Origin of the sequence: uncultured Eubacterium sp. (assembly GCF_934295145.1) — a bacterium.
Taxonomy (GTDB): Bacteria; Bacillota; Clostridia; order Lachnospirales; family Lachnospiraceae; genus Eubacterium_I.
Genome location: NZ_CAKRAS010000027.1, coordinates 1 through 23,334 on the forward strand (window position 1 = coordinate 1; position 23,334 = coordinate 23,334).

Here is a 23,334-nt window from a genome sequence, read left to right on the forward strand (position 1 = left end):
TTTCAGGGATCCAAAGATTGGCTTTCCAAAATTCAAATCAAAACACAGGAGCAGAAAAAGCTATACGACAAATGTGGCAATATAAAGAAAAACCTGAAACTTTCAGAACGAGTATATATCTGTTCGTGCGGAAACCGGATAGATCGGGATCTGAATGCGGCAATGAATATACGTGAAGAAGCACGCCGTATGTTGTTAGCAGGATAAATGGGAAGTGTCTGTATCCAGACAATGAAAATATCCCATAACTGGGTAAAAATGAATCGCGGGGCACGCGAGGATAGCTTGTAGATACTTGGCGCAGTAGAGCCATTGAGCAAGAAGCCCCCACTTCAAAATCTGTGATTTAAGTGGTGGGAGCATGTCACATAATACAGATACTGTCATGGGTGATTTGACATGTCAGATACCACACATCCACGCCATTCCTTAGAGCTTCATCAAGAACTTCGCCAAAAGCAGGGTGTGTGGTCATATTTGGCAGGACAACAGAAACATTCGGCATGGCAATGACGAAAGCAAGGATACAGTGGTAGCCTTGCTTTTTTGCATGGATTAGTTCTTTCACATGGCGGACAGCACGTTCACTTGGCGCATCCGGAAAATAGCCGGTGCCGTCGATCTCCAGTGTACAGCCTTTAACTTCCATCAGATATTTTTCTTTTCCTTTCTCCATATAAAAATCGAGACGGGAATCGCCATATTTGTATTCCGGTTTGATAAACGTATAATCCTTAGTGGCGAGCCATTCGCCAACGACCTTATTCGGAGCCTGACTGTCGATATTTACCCAGCCCAGAGATTCTTTGTATACACTGATCAGATCATATTTTGTTTTGCGGTTCGGATTGTCCGAGCAGGTCAGAGCTACCTTTGCATCGGGAAAAAGCAGTTCTCCCATGCGACCGGTATTTTTGACATGTACGGTTTCTAAGGAACCATTGATCATTACTTCTGCCACAAAACGATTGCGGCGGCGGACAAAGGTGCCCATTACAACGTTTTCATACTTCATATAATTTAATCTTCTTCCTCCGTATGAGCCTTGATTTTTTCCTCATCCATACTGTCTAACTGAATATCCGGTAACAGTTCAAAATAAAAATCCTGATATTTTTCTGCCAGAGCAGCAATGCATTTTGTCTGCAAGATCTGGAATTTTGACAGCGAGATAATATCTTTGTCAAAAGTAATGTATACACTGATCCAGAGTTTTCGTCCGGTGCGGACAATATCGAAATACAGATTCTTGTGCCCGTAACCGCCGATGATCGGTTCTACGGTCGCTTTGATATCGTCTACGGTCTCTGCTTCCGGCGGCCAGAGCATCAGATCACGAAGTCCGGTAATAACTGTTTTGATCGGTGTCGGCAGCATAAATGCAGACAATATGATGGTAATGATCTGATCCAGATACGGTGTCAGACGCTGAAACCATGCGAACGGAACGATGATTGGAAGCAAAAATGCGATTGCCATTCCAAGAGAAACCACGCAGTCGATCTTCCATGTCTGTAATTCAATATTCACGATCGGTGAACTCATATGTTTGTTTTTAAAATGGAGGCAGATTGCCATGGTCAGACTTAAGGCGCAGGCAAAAAGCTCAAAAGCCGAAATGGTGTGAAAGGATACGGTATGTCCCCCATGAAGCAGCAGATGGATATTGTTAAAAATCAATCCAAAGGTAACTGCCGCCATGATGGCACCTTTGACTACCACAAATCCGGTTTCTACTTGGGTAAATCCAAAGGGATGCTGTTCACTGGCAGGGCGGTAGAGCAATGGGATCAGAAAAATCGATGGGAGCATCATAAAAAATTCCACACTGTCATAAACCGCATCCAGAAGAACTGCCTGAGAACCGGAAAAAACAGCCATGCCGATCTCTACGATGGCAAAGACCAGACTGCCGTACAGAGACAGGGTCATTGCTGATTTTTCTCTTTTCTGTGTTTTCTTTCCTACATGCATAAATAGAACCTCTTTTGTAAATATGTTTTTGTATGACAAAATTGCATTCGAATGCATTTATATAGTTCTTGTTGTATCAAATGACTGGTTGTATTTTACATAAGTTGCGCAAATAACCGTAAAATCAACTGTCCCAGACGCAGATGTGCGCCGAGGCCGGTTTTGTATTTTTCTGTCACTTCACGGCATTGCGAAAATGTATGTTTGAAATCATGCTTTATCTCAGCAACCGCCGGGCAATCCACCATGAAACAGCCATTTTCAAAATGGTGGTACAGACTGCGGTAATCCAGATTGATGGTACCGCAGGTGGCCATACGGTCATCGGCAATGCTCATTTTTGCATGGCAGAATCCCGGTGCCCATTCAAAAATACGGACTCCGTTGGAAACCAGTTGATGGTAAAAAGAGCGGGTAACGCTGTAAACCATCTTTTTATCCGGGATTCCGGGCGTGATAATGCGGACATCCACACCACGTTTTGCAGCAAGAGACAGGGCGTGTGACATTTCATCGGTAATGATCAGATACGGTGTGATAAACCAGCAGTAATGTTCCGCTTTATTTGCCATACTGATATAGACTTCTTCTCCCACCTGTTCATCATCCAGAGGGCTGTCAGCATAAGGCTGGACATATCCGTGCTGAATCGATTTATATCGGTACTCTGTCAGATAAGGTTCAAAAGAACGATCGCTTGGCAGATTCTTTTTGATCGCATTCCACATTTCCAGAAATGTGATGGTCAGAGATCTGACGGCATCTCCTTCCAGACGGATGCCGGTATCCTTCCATTCTCCATAAGGGTGAGAAAATCCAAAATATTCGTTTGCAAGATTATAGCCGCCGGTAAATCCTATTTTTCCATCAATGACGGTAATTTTGCGGTGATCGCGGTTGTTCAAAAACAAATTAACACCCGGAACAAAAGGATTAAATACACGGCAGGCAATGCCAAGTGTTTCCAGTTGTTTCGCAAAATCATGATTCAAAAAACTGATGGAACCCATGTCATCGTAAAAAACACGGACTTCGACGCCTGCTTTTGCACGTTCTGCCAGCACATCCTGAATTTTCTGCCATGCATCGGCATTTTCAATGGCATGATACTCCATAAAAATAAATTTTTCAGCTTTTGCCAGATCGCTAAGTTGTGCTTCCAGTCCCTGTACAGCTTTCGGGTAATAGGTAATGTCCGTATTTTGATAAACAGGATAAGCAGCATTTCGGTACAGATAATCAGAAATACTTCCGGCTGGCGCATAATGTTTTTTCAGGCGATGTGAAATATCGTGATTTGGCGACAGACATGGCAGCAAAATGGCATCGATTTCCTGATAACGTCTGCGCATATTGCGGGTACCTTTGTTTGTCTGAAACATCAGATACAGACAGACACCGAGTACTGGTATGATTAGAATTAATATGATCCATGGCATTTTCAGGGAAGATGTTTTATTTTTGCTGTAAATATATAAAACGAGGATCAGTACAAGAATTTTTGTCAGGGCATTGATCCAGGGCATTTGTGTATTCAGACGTTTCATAACAGCAATAAAAAAAGCAATCTGAAGAAAAATTGCTAACAGGCAGAAGAAAAGTCGTTTTACACTGTTTTTGGTTTTACTTCGACTTTCCATTGTGTGATGATGTATCTTTGCCATTGTGCTGTCATCCTTTCCATATTGCAAATATCGTTCTGTATACAGTGTTTTGACACCCAAATTTTGATTACACGGATTGTTCCGTGCTTTGCACTCACACAATCCTTCCCGCTATTCGCATATCGTGGGATAAAAATCCCACTTTTATGCTCATATCGGGGCGTGTCATTAAGCCATAAAAACACTCTTGTGCAAGCACATCGTGGTTTCAGGCTTTTGACACTGTAATCATAGATTATGATACCATAATTTTTCAACACAGCAAGAAAAAATCTGTTACAATAAGGAAAAAGTACTATTGAATGGAAAAATAAATTGTGGTTGTATCAGAAAAACAGGATGACAAAATAAGGAAATTATATGTTTTCATATAAGATGCAAACAGTGTAGTAAAATGAGAAAGGCAGCAATTATGTATCGAATTTTTTGCGTGGAAGACGATGAGACCATCGGAAAAATGATAAAAAAACATCTGGAAAAATGGGATTTTGAAGTGTATGTGGCAGAAGACCTCAGCCAGATCATGACGGAGTTTGCGTCATTTGATCCGCAGCTTGTGCTGATGGACATCCGGCTTCCTTTTTATAACGGTTATTACTGGTGTACGGAAATCCGCAAAGTATCGAAAGTGCCGGTGATCTTTTTGTCCTCTGTGGCGGACAATATGAATATCGTTATGGCGATGAATATGGGCGGGGATGATTTTATCTCGAAGCCATTTGATCTGGAAGTGCTGACGGCGAAAATCCAGGCGTTGCTGCGCAGAAGTTATGACTTTGCGGGAAGCAGCAGTATGTTAGAACATAAGGGTGCAGTTTTAAATCTGCTGGATGCTACGCTGACCTGGAACGGTCAACAGATTGAACTGACAAAAAACGAACTGAAGATTTTGCAGACGTTAATGGAACATAAGGAAAAAATCGTGAGCCGGGAAGAACTGATGGAAAAACTCTGGGAAAGTGATGCTTATGTGGATGAAAACACGCTGTCGGTAAATGTCAATCGTCTCAGGAAAAAGTTATCTTCGGTTGGGCTGGATGATTTTATTCTGACCAAGAAAGGAATCGGGTATCGAATCGGATGAAAACCGTAGAAAGTTTTATCAAGCGAAATATAGAGTGGTTGATTCTGGCAACTGCCATGCTTTGTATGCATGTGTTTTATTTGTTTTTGATCGGACGCCCTGAGGGGGATCTGATCTATGCGGGAATCCTGGATCTGTGCATTGTTGTGTTTGTGGCATGTATTGCGTATATCCGTTACTATCGGAAAGTGCGGTATCTGAAAGATATGCTGCAACAGCCGTTCTCCGGGGAAATGAAACTGCCGGAGACGGAGGATGTGATAGAGGAACTGTTGGGACAACTTGCGGAAAATGCCAATATTGAGCGTCAACTGACGTTGAATACCACTGCCAGACAGCAGTCTGAGATGAAGGATTATTATGCAAAATGGGTGCATCAGATCAAGACACCGATCGCGGGACTTCAGCTTTTGCTTCAAATGGAACGAAGTGAGCTGGAAGAAGCAGAAGCAAAGGATGGGATTTCAGAAGAACTTTATGTAAAGCAGCTTCAAAATCTGACTGATATAGAAGATGAATTATTTCGGATTGAAGAATACGTGGGAATGGCATTGCAGTATCAGCGACTCAACAGTACGTCAAATGATTACATCTTAAAACGGATATCTCTGGACGCTGTAATTCGTGAAGTGATCCACAAATATGCGAAAATCATGATCCGACGAAAAATCCGGATGCACTATGAGAAAACGGAAGTAACGGTTATTTCTGATGAAAAATGGCTTGCATTTGTATTGGAACAGTTATTGTCTAACGCTGTGAAATATACACCTGAGGGTGAGATTACCATTGAAGTGCGGGAAGAACCGCAGCACATCTGGCTGGAAATCCGGGATACGGGTATTGGTATTCGAAGTGAAGATATTCCACGGGTATTTGAAAAAGGATATACCGGGTTTAACGGACATGAAGATAAACGTTCCACAGGAATTGGACTGTATCTGTGCCGGGAAGTATTACAAAAACTGGGGCATACGATCCAGATACAGTCCGAAATGGGTGTTGGAACCAACGTAAAAGTTGGCTTCTCAAGGGATGTGATTGATTTCAGGGATTAAAAAAGCCAATTTCCTTTTAATAAAAACTGATTCCGTTTTGCCCCAATGGAAATAAACTGAATTTCATGATCTAAGAGCTGCTCCAGGTGTCGGATATAATTCTGTGCGTTCTGGGGCAGTTCACGATAAGTATGGCATCTGGAAATATCTGTTTTCCATCCGGGAATCATTTCCAGAACCGGGGTGTAGCTGCCAATGTCTTCGGAAGAATCAAATTTTGTCGTCTGCTGTCCATCGCGGCTGTATGCGGTGATTACAGGAATTTCATCCAGATGACTTAAAACATCAAGTTTTGTCAGAGCCAGTTTATCGGCATTTTGCATTTTTAAACCATAGCGGGCAGCCACGGTATCGAAAGGTCCGACACGCTGTGGACGTCCTGTGGCGGAACCGTATTCGTGTCCGGCTTCCCGAAGGGTATCATTCCAGGTTCGTCCCATTGCTTTTTCGGCAACGAAGGAACCGGCACCGACGCAGGAGGAGTAGGCTTTCAATACGCCGATAATATGGTCCGGATGCGCCCATGGAATTCCTGCACCGATAGGTGCATAAGCGGCAATGGTGGAAGAACTTGACGTATAGGGATAGATGCCGTAATCAATGTCACGCATGGCACCAAGCTGTGCCTCTAAAAGAACTCTTTTTCCATTGGCAAGTGCTGTTTCCAGATAGCGGCTGGTATCTGCTATATAAGGTGCAAACTGCGCTGCCTGATCTTCGCACCAGGCATAAAGGGCAGGATAGGACATGGGTTCCTGATGATAACAGCCTGCAAGTTCCAGATTTTTTGCCTCCAGTATGGTTTTTAATTTTAACTGTACGGAAATGTCAGTTAAATGCAGCAGGTCGCCCATACGAATCGTCTTTTTTCGATATTTGTCGCAGTAGGCATAAGCAATCCCATGTCTGGTAGAACCAAATTCTGCGGCAGTTTTTGCCAGTCGGTTTTCTTCTAAAATATCCTGAATTTTATGCCATGGCATAGAGACCGTGGCGCGTTTTGATATTTTTAATTGCTTTGGAGTAATGTCATAGCCTTTGTTTTTCATATGCTGGAGTTCGCCGGAGAGATGTTCCGGATCAATGACCATTCCGTCACCTAGAATACAGGTTACATTGGAATGTAAAATACCGGATGGAAGCAGGTTGAATACAAATTTGCGCTGACCGGTTACTACGGTATGACCAGCGTTATTACCACCCTGATAGCGAACCACAACATCGGAGTGGTGTGCCATCAGATCAACCATTCTGCCCTTTCCTTCGTCTCCCCAGTTCAATCCACTGATTACGGTAAGCATCGTAAAAATCCTCCTCTTTTTATCTGGGACGATTATACTATTGAAATAGAAATACGTAAAAGATATAATTGATATATTACAAATTATAAATTGATATACCAGATGAGAGATGATTTTCATTTTTACAGACAGTGAGTAACAAAATTATATTAGTGCCGGAATTCGGTTCACTGATATATAGGTCGTGAGTAAAAATAGTGCGAAAATGCATAACCAACAATGTTTTCAAAAGGGGAACGTATGAACATTAATTTCGAGTATTATAAAATATTTTATTATGTAGCAAAGTACTGCAATTTTACGAAAGCAGCCAGAGTGCTTGGAAGCAGTCAGCCGAATGTGACCAGAGCCATGAATACCTTAGAGCAGCAGATGCGGTGCACACTTTTTATCAGAAACAATCGTGGTGTACAGCTGACACCGGAAGGGGAAAAATTGTATGTGCATGTATCGGCAGCCATGACACAGCTTCTGGCGGCGGAGGAAGAACTGGCGGACAGTACCAATCTGTCCCGGGGAAGTATTGCCATCGGAGCCAGTGAGACGGCGCTGAATATTTTCCTGCTGGATAAATTAAAGCAGTTTCATATGGAGTATCCCGGAATTCGATTGAAGATTTACAACCATTCCTCTCCGGAGGCGATTGAAGCGGTAAAAAGCGGTAAGGTGGATTTTGCGGTGATTTCCACACCGACAGAGGTAGAAATGCCACTAAAGAAAGTGATCCTGCAGCCTTTTAGGGAAATCCTTGTGGGCGGACAGACCTTCACAGCGTTGAGCAGTCAGACTCTTTCCCTGGCAGAATTGAAAAATTATCCGCTGATCTGTTTGGGGGAGGAAACAATGACCTACCGATTTTATAAGGGATTGTTTTTATTCCATGGTCTGGAACTGAAGCCGGATACAGAGGCGGCTACCACAGATCAGATCTTACCACTTGTAAAATGTGATCTTGGACTTGGATTTCTTCCGGAAGAGATGGCAAAAGATGCATTACAAAAAGGAGAAATCGTGCAGATCTGTTTGCGTGATGCGATCCCGGAACGAAACATTTGTCTGGTGTACGATGTACAGCATCCGCTGAATGAGGCAGCCAGACAGTTTCGGAAGACGATTATGGAGGAGAAAAAGGCATGACACTGCAACAGCTAAAATATGCAATCACCGTGGCGGAGACAGGAACTATCACGGAAGCCGCGAAAAAACTTTATATTTCACAGCCAAGCCTGACCAATGCCATCCATGATCTGGAAAAAGAGATGAATGTGGAGATTTTTCATCGAACAAACAAAGGCATTGATATTTCCAAGGAAGGAGAAAAATTCCTTGGCTATGCCAGACAGGTGCTGGAGCAGGCGGCGATTCTGGAAGACAAGTATAAAAACGGAAGCGGAGGAAAAAAGCAGTTTTGCGTATCAACGCAGCATTATTCCTTTGCGGTCAATGCGTTTGTCGATCTGATCCAGCAATACGGTCAAGAAGAGTATGATTTCAGTTTACGTGAAACTCAGACTTACGAGATCATTGAAGATGTGGCAAAAATGAAAAGCGAGATCGGCATTCTGTTTTTGAACGAATTTAATGAGAAAGTACTCCGAAAATTGATGAAAGCCAATGATCTGGAATTTCACCCACTGTTTACGGCGCGACCGCATGTATTTATCAGTAGGAGACATCCATTGGCAGATCATACGATCATTACAAATGAAGAACTGGAAGCGTATCCGTATCTTTCTTTTGAGCAGGGGGAACATAATTCGTTCTATTTTTCGGAAGAAATTTTTTCAACGACGGAGCGGAAGAAAAATATTCGTGTCCGTGACCGTGCGACGCTTTTTAATCTTCTGATCGGACTGAACGGATATACCGTCTGCAGCGGTGTAATCGATCAGGATCTGAATGGAGAAGATATTATTGCGGTTCCGCTTCAGGATGAAAGTGATATGCAGATCGGTTACCTGACGCATCGAAGGGGAATGCGGAGTAGATTGGGAGAAACCTATTTAGCGTTTTTAAAGGAATATCTGAAAGTTTGAATGAAGTTTCTGCATAGTAAATGGTACATGTAATGCAGATAACATTAATTTTCTTTTATTCAAATTTGATAAAAATCAGTGTCAGTTTCCCGCGATATATTTTTAATAAAACGGGGAGTAATTTAGTGAATGCAGGTTTGCTATAGCTTAAAACTATGACAAACCTGCATTTTCATGTATTATACAAAACCAATCTCCGAACTTATAATAAAGACCATCAAGTGCAACGAAAATAAAAATCATGAGTTTGGAGGAAATAAAGATGAGCAATTTACAGACACCGTTTCGATATGATTACGTGGGAAGTTTCCTGCGTCCGGAAAAATTAAAACAGGCAAGAAGACAGTTTGATGAGGGAAATATTCCATATGCAGAGCTGAAAGTAGTAGAGGATGAAGCTATCACAGAACTGATAGGGAAGATCAAAGAGCTTGATTATCATGTGATCACAGATGGAGAGTTCCGCCGTGCAACTTGGCATCTGGATTTCATGTGGGGATTTGACGGAATCGGACATGTACCGACCAAGACTGGTCTGCCATTCCACGGAGAGCCGGCGATGATCGACGATACATACCTCACCGGAAAAGTTGGGTTATCCGGCGAGCATCCATTTGTAGATCATTTCCGTTTTGTAAAACAGTTTGAGAATGAGCAGACAATTGCAAAGCAGACCATTCCGTCTCCGGCACAGTTTTTAGCACAGTTTACCATGCCGTTTAACCGTGAAGAGACAGAAAAGTATTATGACTCAGACGCGGAACTTGTAAATGATATTGTGGCAGGTTATGGCAAAGTGATCGATGATCTCTATGCAGCAGGCTGCCGTAATGTGCAGCTGGATGACTGTACCTGGGGCATGTTTGCAGATAAGACAGGTCATTTAATGTATGGAACGACACAGGAAGGATTGAAAGAAATCCAGAAAGCGTACAAAGACATCAATAACCGTGTCATTGCAAATGCACCAAAGGATCTGGTGATCAATACGCATGTATGCCGCGGTAATTTCCATTCTACCTATGCAAGCAGCGGCGCTTACGATCCGGTGGCAGAGATTCTTTTTGGAGAGGAAAATGCAAATGCTTATTATCTGGAGTTTGACGATGAGCGTTCCGGCGGATTTGCACCGTTGGCAAAAGTATCCGGTGTAAAAAAAGTCGTGCTTGGACTGGTTACTACCAAATCTCCGAAGCTGGAGTGCAAAGCAGAAGTTATTGACCGAATCCATGAGGCAGCAAAATACATTCCGCTGGAGAGATTGTACTTAAGTCCACAGTGCGGATTTGCTTCCTGCGAAATCGGTAATAAACTGACGGAAGAAGAACAGTGGGCAAAATTGAAACTGGTAAAAGAGATCGCAGAAGAAGTTTGGGGATAATCGAACCGAAAAAAGAGTGATTTGTGTAAAAGAAAAAGCTATCTATCCATAACTTACAGTTATGGATAGATAGCTTTTCTGTATTTGTGAAGAAAGTGTGAACACAGTATAATAAAACTATCGGACATAGGGGTTCGGCAATGAAGAAGGAGGATTTTTCTATGAGAAAGAAAAAAGTATTGGCTACATTGATCGCAGTGGCAGCTTGCCTTACTTTCACAGGTGTGGCAGCACCTTCTGCTCTGACAACAACAGCTCAGGCAGCAGGTTATACCGGACTGAAGAGAATTTCAGCAGGTAACTGGCAGTATTACAAAAATGGAAAGAAAGTAACAAGTGGCACAGACGTAGTAAAAAACGAAAACGGCTGGTGGTATGTAAAGAACGGCAAAGTAGATTTTTCTGCAAATACAGTAGCAAAGAACCAGAATGGCTGGTGGCTGATTCGCAACGGTAAAGTAGATTTTTCTGCAAACACAGTAGCAAAGAACCAGAATGGCTGGTGGATCATTCGTAATGGTAAAGTAGATTTTTCTGCAAACACAGTAGCAAAGAATCAGAATGGCTGGTGGATCATTCGTAATGGTAAGGTAGATTTTTCTGCAAACACAGTAGCAAAAAATGAGAATGGCTGGTGGAAGATTACCAACGGAAAAGTAGATTTTGGTTACACAGGAATTGCGAAAAATGAGAACGGCTGGTGGAGAATCGAGAATGGTAAAGTAAACTTTGACTGCAACAGCGTAGAGAAAAACGAGAACGGCTGGTGGTATCTGGACGGCGGAAAAGTTGATTTTGGATACAATGGTCTGGCAAACAACAAGAATGGTCAGTGGGTTATTGAAAACGGAAAAGTAACCTTTGCATACAATGGTGAATATACAACCTCAGAGGGTATTGGATATCAGGTAAATGGAAGCAAAGTGGATACAAGATCTTTTGATTATTCCAAATTGATCGCTGAGCAGGAAAAACAGTTTGCAGTTGTTCCGGAAGCAGCAAAAATCGGCATTGCAGCAGAGGATGAGAATGGTGCATCCGGCGTTGTGCTGACAGCCTCCAAAAAATATCAGGGCGAGTATTGCCTGAATGCTTTAGTAGCAGGTGATAAAATTGCTCTGAACACAACTGGCGATAAAAAAGTTGCAAGTGCAGTAAGTACAAACGAGAACAGTGACATTGCTATCGTTGATGGAAATGTTGTATTTACACCGGCAGCAATCAATGCAGGAAATCCGGTAGATGAAGTCATTACTGTAACTATGGAAGATAAAACAGAATATAAAGTACATACGTTAAATGATATGATGCCAGGCATGAACATCGAGAATAATGGTGTTGAAAAAGACGATGCAGGTGTATATTCTTTTGCACTGGATCATTTCTTCCTTCGTGTAAATACTGAGGGTGAGTTAGTATACTATCGTTTCATCCCACAGATGCACGTAACAGTAGACAGTCGTGGAAACGTATCTGAGAATATGGCAGAGAACTTTGCCGCTCAGGATGCCGTTGACGGAAGTCGTTATTATACAGCATTTATTGAACTGAAACCGGATTACAGAAATGCAAACGGTGGGTATTCCAGCGGATCCTACCTGGTAATGGATAAGGATTATGTAGATATTGATCAGGCAGTTCTTGAGCCGACAACAGAGCATGGAGAGGGATACCTGGATCAGCATGAGTTTGTAGTACTTGGCAAAAATCATTATATCAGCCTCAGCTACACACCGATTCTGGCAGAGAATCTTCCGGATTCTGTAAAAGGTATTGATGGTGGATATACAGGTTTTGTATGGGCTGGCATTATTCAGGAAGTAAAAGACGGAAAAGTTGTAAACGAAATTAATACAGCAGATTATCCGTTATTATATGAATCAGCTGTTGAGTGCATCAACTATGCAGGAAGTACTTTAAAAGGAGCACCGGTTACAGCAGGACAGACTGAGGTTGCAAATAACTTTGCAGCAGGTGTCATGGATTATGTTCATGTAAACAGTGTGGATTACACATTAGATGCAAAAGGAAATACCGATAAGATTTTAGTTTCCATGCGTGATCAGAGTGCGGTTTACCAGTTTGACTTTGACAATGGCGATATCGACTGGATCCTTGGTGGTAAAGCATCAACGCTGACAGGATATGATGAGTATACATCAACCCGTACGGATGATAATAAAGTTCCGTTTAAAGCACTCACTTATGGACAGCACTTTGCACGTTACACAAACAAAGATGCAAACGGTATGATCACAGGAAATACAGAGATCAGCTTATTCGATAACCAGACAGGTATCGGACCTTTCCTGACATCTCCGACATTCCCAGGTGCACCGACAACGGAGACACGTACTTTTGAAGCTACAATTGATGAGACAAAAGGAACTGCAACGATTTCTAATATAATCAAAGGCACTGATCTGACAGATAAAAATGGTAAATATCATATTGCCAGTCATTGCGGAAGCGTACAGTACGACAGTGCTACATCCGTAACAATTGGTTGGGGACTTCACGGTGTTATTGATAACATTCCTGGTGTAGTTCCAGCTGAAAAATTGACAATTCATGATAGCAATTATCCTGAAATCGCTCTGAAACAGGGAAGCCGTCCGGTATTTACAGATTACAATCCGACAACTGGAACAATCTCTTTCGAGCTGACACCAGTAAGAAATCAGATGAACATGGGAAGTCCGGATGCATTGTTCTCTTACAGAACATATAAAACAGCAGACTAATCGAATACAGAGAACGTTAGCGTATCTTAGGATGGATAAACACACGATCCCGGGGATTTAATTTCCCCGGGATTGTTGCGTCTGAAGAAAAAACAGTGTAAACTTGTAGTACCATAATGCATAGCAGTACAAGAGAAAAAACAGGAATTTGCTGCAGCAGAGGGGAGGAAGTAGCAAAAGCGGATTGTAAATGTCTGTTTTATAAGGCCAGTATAGAAGAAGACAGTTTTTCGGGGAGGAAGTAGCAATGAGACTGGAACAAATTACATATTTTTTGCGTGTGGCAGAGCATGGAAATATTACTGCAGCCGCAAAATCACTTTATATCTCACAGCCTGCCCTGAGTAAACAGATTACACTCCTGGAGCAGGAAGTTGGTCTGCCATTGTTTGAACGTCAGGCGAGAGGCGTGGTGCTGACCCAGGCGGGCGTACAGTTTCAGAAGGATCTGCAGAACATTTTAAAAGAACTGGAACATGCAAAGAAAAATGCGGTACTTGCAGGCCGGGCACAGAAACCATTGTTGAATATCGGTTGTTTTGACGGTGCGTATGCGGATGATTTTCTCCCGCCTGTCTACGATTATCTGAAAGAAGCTGCTTCCGGACAGAAACTGGTGATCCATAAATGCAACTTTCTGGAAGGGCACGAGTATCTCGAAAAAGGAAAAATTGATCTGTGGCTGACGCTGGCTCCGTCCTGGCAGGACAGACCGGGATTCTTAAAAAAGAAAATTGCATGGAGAAAAGGTGCCCTGATTTATTCGGAAAAATTGCAGGTGGGACAGAAAGAAAATCCAACCTGGGAAGACTTCAAAGATGAGACTTGTATTCTGGTGAAAAAAAGTCAGAGCCCGGGCATGTTTCAGCATACCTTAGATACCATGGAATTGATTCAGCTGGATGAGGGAACCATTGAAGTGGTAGAAAATATCGGCACGCAGATCAGTTATGTAAAACTTGGACGAGGGTATTGTTTTCTGTCTGAAAATATCATTCAGGGAAGTAAGGAATTGAGATGTATTTCGCTTCCGGGAGAACGAGGCATTGAGGTTGTGGCTGTCTGGTCTGAGAAAAATGCGGCAGTGACAAAGTTGATGGAGAATTATCCAATATGAAGAACCGAGGATGAAAATGAGGCTGCATCAGTTCTCTTCAAAGCGGATGCCAATGATAAAAATATTGTCCTTAGACAGAAATGCTGTTAGAATAAGCAAAAAACAGTGAAGAAAAATAATGAGGTATGAAATGATAAAATTTACAGATGTTTCCTTTGGTTTTCCACAGAAGGATTTATATAATGAGATTTGTTTTGAAATTGTCGAGGGCGACCATGCGGTACTTATTGGCAGTAACGGCACAGGAAAGAGCACACTGATCGACATGATCATCCACACGGATGAGTATTTATATGATGGCAAAATTGAAAAAGACGAAGCAGTGCGCATTGGTTATATTCCACAGTTTGTAAAGCATGAGACAGAGGACATTTCTGCTTTTGATTTTCTGGCAAAACCATTTGTCGAACTTCAGCAGAAATCAGAAGCAATCTGTGCGGAGATGGAGACGGCAGAAGATATGGACGAGGTGTACGGCCGTTATCAGAAAGTGCTGGATGAGATGGATGCCATTGACGCATACAATTATGATTCCAATATCCGAAAAGAACTTGCGATTGCAGGTATGACCGCACTGGAAGATGCATCCGTGAAAAAGATTTCCGGTGGAGAGTTCAAATTGTTATCTATTATCAAAAGCATGCTTTTGAAGCCGCAGCTTCTGATCATGGATGAGCCGGATGTATTTCTTGATTTTGAAAATATTATCGGTCTTTCCAAATTGATCAATAATTATGAGGGAACCATTATTGCGATTTCTCATAACCGACTGCTGTTAAGCCAATGTTTCAATAAGATTCTGCATCTGGAAAACATGGAACTGCAGGAGTTTCCGGGAACTTTTGCAGAGTACAATCAGGCAATGCTTGAGACAAAAGTGCAGATGGCAGAGCAGGCGACCAAGGATGCGGAGTGGATCGCCGTACAGGAAAAACTGATTGAGAAGATCCGTTCAGAGGCAACTTATATTGATAATCCGGCAAAAGGAAGACAGCTGAAAGCCCGTGTGTCCTATCTGGAAAGACTGCAGGCGAGACAGTGTAAGAATCCGTTTATTGAGAATCATGGATACGACTTTACCTTCCCGGAAGTGGAACAGCCGGAGGATTATGATCCGGAGCATGCACCGATTGTAATTTCTGTAAAAGATTATGCACTTTCTTTTGATCGTGAATTACTGACAAATGTTTCTTTTGATATCAAAGCGGGTGAGAAAGTTGTCATTGTTGGTGCCAATGGAACCGGAAAATCCAGTATGTTGAAGGATATCTATGAAAGCATGCAATCAAATACTGACCGCATCGGATATTACACACAGATTTTTGATGATGATCCGGAACAGCTTTCCGGTGGTGAACGAAATATCAAGCAGCTTCGAGCATTGTGTGAGTCAGATGCAGAAATCCTGTTTTTAGATGAGCCGTCCAGCCATCTGGATACTTATGCACAGATTGCCCTTGAAAAAGCAATCAAAGAGTATAAGGGAACCGTGCTCATGGTAACACATGATTTTTATACTGTTGCAAACTGCGCAGATCGTATTTTGTTACTTGAGAATGGCACAGTTCGTGAGCAGAGCGGCAGAGCTTATCGCAAGAGTATTTATAAAAAATATTTCGAAAGTGATATTTTTGAGGCAGAGCGTATTCGGGTTGAGCGGGAAGTACGAATCAATGCGCTGCTCAGAGACGGTAAATGGAAAGAAGCAAAGAATGCATTGTAAGAACATACAGAAAGTTGATCTATAATCTGTTCTGTACTACAATTTCAAAGAAGTAATGAATATCATCTAATAAAAATAAATATTTCTTTAATTTTGGAACGATACTATTTACACAAATTGAATCGTAAGGTAATCTTTAAAAAAGTATTCCAAGGGTACGAATAATAGAGAGTACTAATAATTAAGAAAGAGGTATATGGATGATGAACAAGAAAATGATCCCGATGGTAATTGCACTGGTGTTTTGTATTGGATTATTCGGAGGCTGTGGACAGACAGAGAAGCAACAGGGTAATGTTGCAACAAGTAGTAACAGCGAAGCAGGAAAACAGAAAGAAACAGCAAATGTAAAAGAATTGACAGGAACGATTGATGAGATAAAAGATTTCATGTTTGTTGTTACAGATGAGAATGACACTCCATACAGTTTTACCTTTGAAGAAAAACCGGAAGGCCTGGAGAATGTCAGCAATGGAGATACTGTGACTGTAACATATACAGGAACAATTTCCGAGGTGGATCCATTTGACGGAGAAATAATTTCTGTTGAAGAGGCAAAATAAAAAACAGATAACTTACGAAAATGTAAGCGAAGGAATTCCTGCAAAGTATTGATTTTACTGGATTTGTGGAATGTAAAAACACAGATTTACACCAAATTTATACCAAAATTTTTTAAAAGTTATAGCAGAAAAAGAAATCTGATATGAGAAAAATGATCCCAACTTCATGTGATTATGTGAAGTCGGGATCATTTGTTGTATGTGGGGAGTTAGTGATTTTTTTTAATAGGATCATTCTTTAAAAGTAATCTATTTTTTCCGTGCTATATAGAAACCATACGTGATCAGTATGATTATATCTTAATTGATTGTGCACCAAGCCTTGGAATGCTGACGATTAATGCACTGGTAGCAGCGGATGCAGTGATTATTCCGGTACCGGCGGCATACTTACCGATAAAGGGATTGGTTCAGTTATTAAAGACAATCTCAATGGTAAAAAGGCGGTTAAACAGAAAGCTGCAAATAGAGGGTATTTTAATCACAATGGCAGACTTCCGTACAAAATGTCGGGCTTGCATCCGATGGTTTGACCGCAAGTACATATGGTTGAAAATTCCTATTCATTCATATAAACCGTTGTAAAATGGTAACGGATAATCGTTTTCGTAATCTTTGCATAATGCGATAAATTTCTTTGCCGAAGCTGTTAAAAACTTATCTTTATGATGAATTATATGGAAATTTCGGCTGAAACTCAACCCCTCTACTTTGACAGTACAAATCAAGCCTTGTCGCAGAGCCGGAAGAATCATTCGATGCGGTAATACAGCAATTCCTAATCCATTGATTGCAGCATTGACCAGTGCCGTTGTGCTTATTGCTTCCCATACTGGTGTAATGTGGATGCCAGCCTGTTCAACTACACGGTTAAACACCTCTCGTGTGCCACTGCCTTTTTCACGCAAGAGAAATCGCTGTCTTTGAAAATCTTCTATGGATATAACTTGCCCCTGTGTCCAGCCTTTATCCGTACCGCATATGACACTCAGATAATCTTCCATGTAGGCTTCCGAAACGATATTTGGATTATGCGCAATACCTTCGATCAACGCACAATCCAATTCATTTGCCAAAATTTTTTGTTCCAGACGTTCTGATTGCTCAATGGTAACTCTGACATCAAGCCCTGGGCAGAGTTCAGAGAACGCCTTTACATAGTTTGGTAAAAACTGCGAACCGATGGTGATACTTGCACCAATACGGAGAACTCCTTTAGAATTCCAATCACGCAACCCTGTTTCCATATCTGCAAACAAGTCGGATATATGTATCGCATATTGAAGAAAATGCTGCCCTGCATCGGTGATTTGCAATCGTCTGCCGATTCTGTCAAACAGGTGTACTCCGTAATATTGCTCCAGTTCCTTAATGACAAGGCTGACTGCTGGCTGTGTTATGTGTAAAACTTCCGCTGCTTTGGTGGAATTATATCCGTTTTCGCATACGGTACGAAATATTATCATGTGTCGTATCGTCATAACAATCTCCTTATATAAAAACACTTATCCTTTCTGTAAAATTATATTATTTCCATTATTAGAAATCAAGCGGTATAATGTTAATAAACATAGAAAGGACGGCATTTTAGAAGTGAACAGCTTGCAAAAATACAAAAAATTGTTTTCCTCCACTTTAAAACTGAGTGCTTGCACTTTTGGCGGCGGATTTGTAATCATTCCGTTGATGCGAAAGAAATTCGTGGAGGAACTTGGTTGGATCGAAGAAGATGAGATGATGGATCTGACCGCAATCGCACAGTCTTCACCGGGCGCAATAGCAGTTAATGCTTCCATTTTGGTAGGTTATCATGTGGCGGGTTTCCCCGGCGCAATGCTCACGGTATTGGGAACTATATTGCCGCCATTTATGATTATTTCCATCATTTCCATGTTTTATCAGGCATTTCGCGATAATGCCATTGTAAATATGGCAATGGCAGGAATGCTCTGCGGAGTGGCGGCAGTAATCTGTGATGTTGTGATCAATATGGCAAAAACCATTCTTCAAAAAAAACGACTATTGCCTGTTATTGTTATGCTTGGTTCTTTTGCAGCCGTTCGCTTTTTCTCTGTGAATATCATAGCCATTATTCTTGTCTGTGGCGTGATCGGAGCAGCGGATACGTGGCATCAAGGAAAAATGCGGAAAGTAGGTGATAAACGGTGATATACCTTGAATTATTCTGGAGCTTTTTTCGAATTGGATTATTCAGCATTGGTGGTGGATATGCTGCCATGCCTTTGATTCAGAATCAAGCGGTGGATATTCACTCTTGGCTGACAATGACACAATTTGCGGATATTATGACCATCGCTGAAATGACACCCGGCCCCATAGCCATCAACTCAGCAACATTTGTTGGTATCCAAGTCGCAGGTCTTCCCGGTGCTGTCATCGCAACGGTTGGCTGTGTGTTTCCATCCTGTGTTATCGTAATGACCCTTGCCTATATCTATTATCGTTTCCGTGGATTGAATATGGTGCAGGGTATTCTTGCCGGACTTCGCCCTGCGGTCATTGCAATGATCGCATCAGCGGGTATCTCACTGTTGATTATGGCGCTCTATGGACAGAGAACGCTTCCGAATGATTTGGCATCTTTGGACTTGATTGCTGCGATTATTTTTGTTATTGGCATTTTTGTTTTAAGAAAGTGGAAACTGAATCCGCTTTGGGTTATGGCAGGTTCGGGCTTTGCAGGAATCATCCTGTATTCACTTGTATAAGAGAAGAGGCACAGTTATAAAATACACGATAAAGGCAGGAGTCCTTTATAAAAATGAATTTCTGATTGTGTAAAACATCTGATTTTATCGAGGGTATGGGGAAACGAAATCCCCATCAAGATATGGGGAAATATGCGGATTGTGGATATTAAAAAGTCTAATATCGTTGATTTATTAAATTACATTACCGAAGATGGAAAATCTTATGGAACTGCATTATTTTTCAAAAAAGTATTATCAAATTGTAAGTATTAATCATCAGTTAACCTATCGAAAGTATGAGGGAGATCCCCACGCAACATTTCGTATTACTCTGACCAAAGGTAAGAATACGCGAATAATCCCCATGACAAACAGATTACGTAAGGTGCTTCTTGATTTGAAAAAAGATTATAAGTACTTCCATACAGAGGAAACTGTGGATGGAATGAGTGGATTTTTGTTTTGCACTATGAGAGGAAGTTTACAGGTTACGTCAATGTTTAATAGTGATTTGAAAGCCTTAGTGAACGAGTATAACAAGATTGCAGAATATCCGATTGATGAGATTAGTTCTCATACATTACGGCATACACCAATTTACAACAATTTTTACACCATCTATACCCATTTTTGGTGTAGATATAAAGAATTATAAAGAAATACATGAAAGCAAAAGTATAAAGAATCCAGTAATACCGGGATATGAGGTGGTTTATAGAGTTATAAAAATATGTTCAAGCTTACGAAAATGTAAGATTAAAGGCAGAAATGTAAGCCAAATCGATGGTTTGCATTTCTGCCTTTTGTTATGATAGTCTCAACAAAGAAACAAGCATGCTGAAACAAAAATAAAAATATTCTGCAAAACATGAAATTATGAAATGTCGAGCAGAACACAGCAAAGGAGTGACGATCATGGCAATTTTGGAAGTAAATAATGTAAAAAAAATATACACGACACGATTTGGCGGCAATCAGGTACAGGCACTGAGCAACATCAATTTTTCCGTAGAAAAAGGCGAGTACGTGGCAATCATGGGTGAATCCGGTTCCGGAAAAACAACCTTGCTGAACATTCTGGCAGCGCTGGATAAACCGACCGCAGGTGAAGTTCTGCTGAACGGCAAAAATCTGGTATCTGTAAAGGAAAAAGAGATTTCTGCTTTTCGCCGGGATCATCTGGGATTTGTATTTCAGGATTTTAATCTTTTGGATAATTTTTCCCTAAAGGATAATATTTTTCTCCCGCTGGTACTTTCCGGTGTGGATTACAAGGAGATGGAAAAACGCATCCGTCCGATTGCACAGAAGCTTGGGATTACCGAACTTCTGGAAAAATATCCCTATGAAGTGTCCGGCGGGCAGAAACAGCGTGCAGCAGTGGCCCGTGCACTGATCACCAACCCGGAACTGGTTCTTGCGGATGAACCGACCGGCGCACTGGATTCCAAGGCAACGGACGGGCTGTTGAAGCTTTTTTCACAGATCAATGCGGAAGGACAGACCATTGTAATGGTAACGCACAGTACAAAGGCGGCAAGCCATGCAAACCGTATTCTATTTATAAAGGATGGTGAAGTGTTTCATCAGATTTATCGGGGAAACGCGACAAATGAGCAGTTATATGTAAAAATTTCCGATGCGCTGACCGTATTGACGACAGGTGGTGAAGAGCATGAATAATATTTATGTACGTCTGGCAAAGACAAATATTCAGAACAACCGGCAGCTGTATCTGCCATACATTATTTCAGGCATTGTTACGGTGATGATGTTTTATCTGATGATGTTTATCAACAATAATCCGGGACTGGAAAGTATTCCGGGATCTATAACCCTGAAAACAATTATGGCGCTTGGTGTCGGTATTATTACTATTTTCGCTTATATTTTCATTTTCTATACGAATAGTTTTATCATCAAGCGTCGGAAAAAAGAAATCGGTGTGTACAATATATTAGGTATGGAAAAACGGCACATTGCGAGAGTTCTTGGGTTGGAAACTGTTTTTGCGGCAACACTTGCCATCGCAGGTGGTATTTTATCAGGTGTTATATTTTCCAAACTGATCCTGATGCTGCTTTATCGTATGCTGGGATTTCAGGAGAGCGTATCATTTTATGTTACCAAAGCAGGAATTGCGTGGGCAGTCGCCGTTTTTGGCGTGTTATATATGCTTACGTTGCTCTACAATCTGTTGCAGATCCGTCTGGCAAATCCGATCGAATTACTGCATGGAGGAAATGTGGGAGAAAAAGAGCCAAAGACCAAAGGTGTGATGGCAGTTGCAGGAGTCGCATGTCTGGTAGTGGCTTACTATATTGCAATTACCACAGAGAATCCAATGGAAGTGCTGATGAAATTTTTCCTTGCAGTTGTTCTTGTAATTATTGGAACTTATTTTCTGTTTACCGCAGGAAGCATTGCTATTTTGAAAATGCTGCGCAAAAACAAAAAGTTTTACTATAATAAAAAGCATTTTACAGCGGTATCCGGTATGTTATATCGTATGAAACAGAATGCGGCCGGACTGGCAAGCATCTGTGTGTTGTCTACCATGGTGCTGGTGATGATCTCCATGACGGTCAGTATGTTTGCCGGTGTGGATGATGAGCTGAAAGAGCGGTATCCGTATGAGTTGTCATATAGCGTAGATGCAGATAAAATAGAGGAAAATACAGACGGTCAGGAGATTTATCAGACGATCGCTGATACAATCGCAAAGCAGGGCAGGGAAATCACGGATTCTTCAATGTTCAGTTACTTTCAGTTATTTATGAAGAGAGAGGGTTCCGTTTTTGAATTCATTGATCATGATACGGACTTTGCGGATTTGTCGGAGATTACTTTCCTGACGAGAGAAAATCTGCTTGCCTATGACAGTTCCCTGAAATCAGCAGATGTTCCGGAACCGGAAGCTGGCAAAATCGACATTTACAGTAAAAACGGGTACGATGAAAGTGTATTTTGCTATCTCGGACAGGATTTTGCAGTAGATCACAGTTTCAGATATGAATCAGAAGCGGATGCTTATCTTTCAGTGAAGGATAGTTTTTATGTGGTTGCGGATGAAGCTACCCTGAGCCGGATGTATGAATTGCAAATAGCGGCAGGAGCAAATGCAGATGGTTCCGGTATGTATTCTCTATATCGGACAGAAATGAATTTTGAATATGATGGAACAAAAGAAGAAAAACTGACATGTGAAGATGCAGTCAGTAAGGCGATTTCCGCTCATGGCCTGGATGATTCCGGTTATCTGCACAGCAGAACCGAAAATGAAAAAAGTTTTTATGTTTTATATGGAGGACTGTTTTTCTTAGGGCTGTTCCTTGGTATTATGTTCCTGATGGTTACAGTTATGATCATTTTTTACAAACAGATTTCCGAAGGGTATGATGACAGAGAGCGTTATATTATTATGGAAAAAGTAGGTATGAGCAATGCAGAAGTAAAGACATCGATCCAGTCACAGATTCGAATCGTATTTTTCCTGCCGCTTGTGATGGCAGCTGTGCATGTGGCAGCAGCGTTTCCGATGATCCGACGGCTGCTGGCAATGCTGAACCTGACGAATGTGCCATTGTTTGTCACCTGCCTGCTCGTTACAATTCTGGTTTTTACTGCGATTTACTATCTGGTTTTTAGGATCACATCCAGAGCATATTACAAGATTGTATCCAGATAAAAGTAGAAAATTTATCGCCTGAAGTTTTAATCGTTACAGTTCACCCGCGCCATTCGCAAAACGTCCCTTCTGGACTTCTCCGTAGCTACGCTACTATTTTTGCTCATAAGATGGCGCTCCCTTCATCATTATTTTTCCATATATCTCATCATGCCAGCATGATCGATATATGGAAAAATATGCTGAGTGAACTGTAATGATAAAATTTCAGGCGATTTTGCGTGGAAAAATGCCTTTGCTTAGTTGAATTTCAGTGGATTTAATAGTATAATCTCCGTAGATTGTTAGAA

General features: G+C 41.5%; 20 protein-coding genes and 1 pseudogene. 16 read left to right on the forward strand and 5 right to left on the reverse strand.

Annotated features, from left to right (window positions below; translation table 11 throughout):
- Positions 1-207: zinc ribbon domain-containing protein (locus tag Q0I54_RS07035; protein WP_296117538.1), on the forward strand; the 207-nt coding region annotated here is incomplete at its 5' end.
- Between the two features lie 157 nt (positions 208-364).
- On the opposite strand, the gene sfsA is transcribed toward Q0I54_RS07035, so the two are convergent.
- The 3 genes from sfsA to cls form a co-directional block, all read right to left on the reverse strand.
- Positions 365-1,015, reverse strand: a complete 651-nt coding sequence (gene sfsA, locus Q0I54_RS07040; protein ID WP_296117540.1) for a DNA/RNA nuclease SfsA — start codon at positions 1,013-1,015, stop codon at positions 365-367.
- A gap of 5 nt (positions 1,016-1,020) precedes the next feature.
- Complete coding sequence (locus Q0I54_RS07045) at positions 1,021-1,974, reverse strand: cation diffusion facilitator family transporter (RefSeq protein WP_296117542.1); 954 nt, start codon at positions 1,972-1,974, stop codon at positions 1,021-1,023.
- 95 nt (positions 1,975-2,069) lie between these two features.
- The gene (cls, locus tag Q0I54_RS07050; protein ID WP_296117589.1) at positions 2,070-3,629 is read right to left on the reverse strand and encodes a cardiolipin synthase; all 1,560 of its coding nucleotides are present in this window, start codon (positions 3,627-3,629) and stop codon (positions 2,070-2,072) included.
- A gap of 421 nt (positions 3,630-4,050) precedes the next feature.
- On the opposite strand from cls, the gene Q0I54_RS07055 reads away from it, so the two are divergent.
- Positions 4,051-4,722 (forward strand): response regulator transcription factor, encoded by a 672-nt coding sequence (locus tag Q0I54_RS07055; RefSeq protein ID WP_296117544.1) that lies wholly within the window; start codon positions 4,051-4,053, stop codon positions 4,720-4,722.
- Complete coding sequence (locus tag Q0I54_RS07060; RefSeq protein WP_296117546.1) at positions 4,719-5,780, forward strand: HAMP domain-containing sensor histidine kinase; 1,062 nt, start codon at positions 4,719-4,721, stop codon at positions 5,778-5,780. Before Q0I54_RS07055 ends, Q0I54_RS07060 begins: the two co-directional genes overlap by 4 nt.
- On the opposite strand, the gene Q0I54_RS07065 is transcribed toward Q0I54_RS07060, so the two are convergent.
- Positions 5,777-7,081 carry an adenylosuccinate synthase gene (locus tag Q0I54_RS07065; protein ID WP_296117547.1) on the reverse strand — a complete coding sequence of 435 codons (1,305 nt, stop codon included), beginning with the start codon at positions 7,079-7,081 and terminating at the stop codon, positions 5,777-5,779. The genes Q0I54_RS07060 and Q0I54_RS07065 overlap by 4 nt on opposite strands.
- A 240-nt stretch (positions 7,082-7,321) precedes the next feature.
- Here Q0I54_RS07065 and Q0I54_RS07070 point away from each other — a divergent pair, with 240 nt between their 5' ends.
- From Q0I54_RS07070 to Q0I54_RS07105, 8 genes and pseudogenes are all read left to right on the forward strand, one after another.
- The gene (locus Q0I54_RS07070; RefSeq protein ID WP_296117549.1) at positions 7,322-8,218 is read left to right on the forward strand and encodes a LysR family transcriptional regulator; all 897 of its coding nucleotides are present in this window, start codon (positions 7,322-7,324) and stop codon (positions 8,216-8,218) included.
- The gene (locus tag Q0I54_RS07075; protein WP_296117550.1) at positions 8,215-9,117 is read left to right on the forward strand and encodes a LysR family transcriptional regulator; all 903 of its coding nucleotides are present in this window, start codon (positions 8,215-8,217) and stop codon (positions 9,115-9,117) included. The genes Q0I54_RS07070 and Q0I54_RS07075 overlap by 4 nt, the downstream gene beginning before the upstream one ends.
- Positions 9,118-9,379: 262 nt before the next feature.
- A complete protein-coding gene (locus Q0I54_RS07080; protein ID WP_296117551.1) occupies positions 9,380-10,498 on the forward strand; it encodes a 5-methyltetrahydropteroyltriglutamate--homocysteine S-methyltransferase in 1,119 nt (372 codons plus the stop codon).
- 161 nt (positions 10,499-10,659) lie between these two features.
- Positions 10,660-13,242: an aryl-sulfate sulfotransferase gene (locus Q0I54_RS07085; RefSeq protein ID WP_296117553.1), complete on the forward strand. Its 2,583-nt coding sequence runs from the start codon at positions 10,660-10,662 to the stop codon at positions 13,240-13,242.
- A 247-nt stretch (positions 13,243-13,489) separates the two neighbouring features.
- Positions 13,490-14,359, forward strand: a complete 870-nt coding sequence (locus tag Q0I54_RS07090) for a LysR family transcriptional regulator (RefSeq protein ID WP_296117555.1) — start codon at positions 13,490-13,492, stop codon at positions 14,357-14,359.
- 130 nt (positions 14,360-14,489) lie between these two features.
- Complete coding sequence (locus Q0I54_RS07095; protein ID WP_296117557.1) at positions 14,490-16,082, forward strand: ATP-binding cassette domain-containing protein; 1,593 nt, start codon at positions 14,490-14,492, stop codon at positions 16,080-16,082.
- 200 nt (positions 16,083-16,282) lie between these two features.
- A complete protein-coding gene (locus Q0I54_RS07100) occupies positions 16,283-16,645 on the forward strand; it encodes a hypothetical protein (protein ID WP_296117559.1) in 363 nt (120 codons plus the stop codon).
- Positions 16,646-16,909: 264 nt separating this feature from the next.
- A pseudogene (locus tag Q0I54_RS07105) lies at positions 16,910-17,149 on the forward strand (ParA family protein); the annotation flags it as partial.
- A 59-nt stretch (positions 17,150-17,208) separates the two neighbouring features.
- Here the strand turns inward: Q0I54_RS07105 and Q0I54_RS07110 are convergent.
- Complete coding sequence (locus Q0I54_RS07110; protein WP_296117561.1) at positions 17,209-18,126, reverse strand: LysR family transcriptional regulator; 918 nt, start codon at positions 18,124-18,126, stop codon at positions 17,209-17,211.
- A 121-nt stretch (positions 18,127-18,247) separates the two neighbouring features.
- On the opposite strand from Q0I54_RS07110, the gene Q0I54_RS07115 reads away from it, so the two are divergent.
- From Q0I54_RS07115 to Q0I54_RS07135, 5 genes are all read left to right on the forward strand, one after another.
- Positions 18,248-18,814 carry a chromate transporter gene (locus Q0I54_RS07115; protein WP_296117562.1) on the forward strand — a complete coding sequence of 189 codons (567 nt, stop codon included), beginning with the start codon at positions 18,248-18,250 and terminating at the stop codon, positions 18,812-18,814.
- A complete protein-coding gene (locus Q0I54_RS07120) occupies positions 18,811-19,374 on the forward strand; it encodes a chromate transporter (protein ID WP_296117563.1) in 564 nt (187 codons plus the stop codon). The genes Q0I54_RS07115 and Q0I54_RS07120 overlap by 4 nt, the downstream gene beginning before the upstream one ends.
- A 205-nt stretch (positions 19,375-19,579) precedes the next feature.
- Entirely contained in the window at positions 19,580-20,011 is a 432-nt protein-coding gene (locus tag Q0I54_RS07125) for a tyrosine-type recombinase/integrase (protein WP_296117565.1), read from the forward strand.
- A 260-nt stretch (positions 20,012-20,271) separates the two neighbouring features.
- Entirely contained in the window at positions 20,272-21,039 is a 768-nt protein-coding gene (locus Q0I54_RS07130) for an ABC transporter ATP-binding protein (protein ID WP_296117567.1), read from the forward strand.
- Entirely contained in the window at positions 21,032-23,044 is a 2,013-nt protein-coding gene (locus tag Q0I54_RS07135) for an ABC transporter permease (RefSeq protein WP_296117569.1), read from the forward strand. The genes Q0I54_RS07130 and Q0I54_RS07135 overlap by 8 nt, the downstream gene beginning before the upstream one ends.
- The last annotated feature ends 290 nt before the right edge of the window (positions 23,045-23,334 follow it).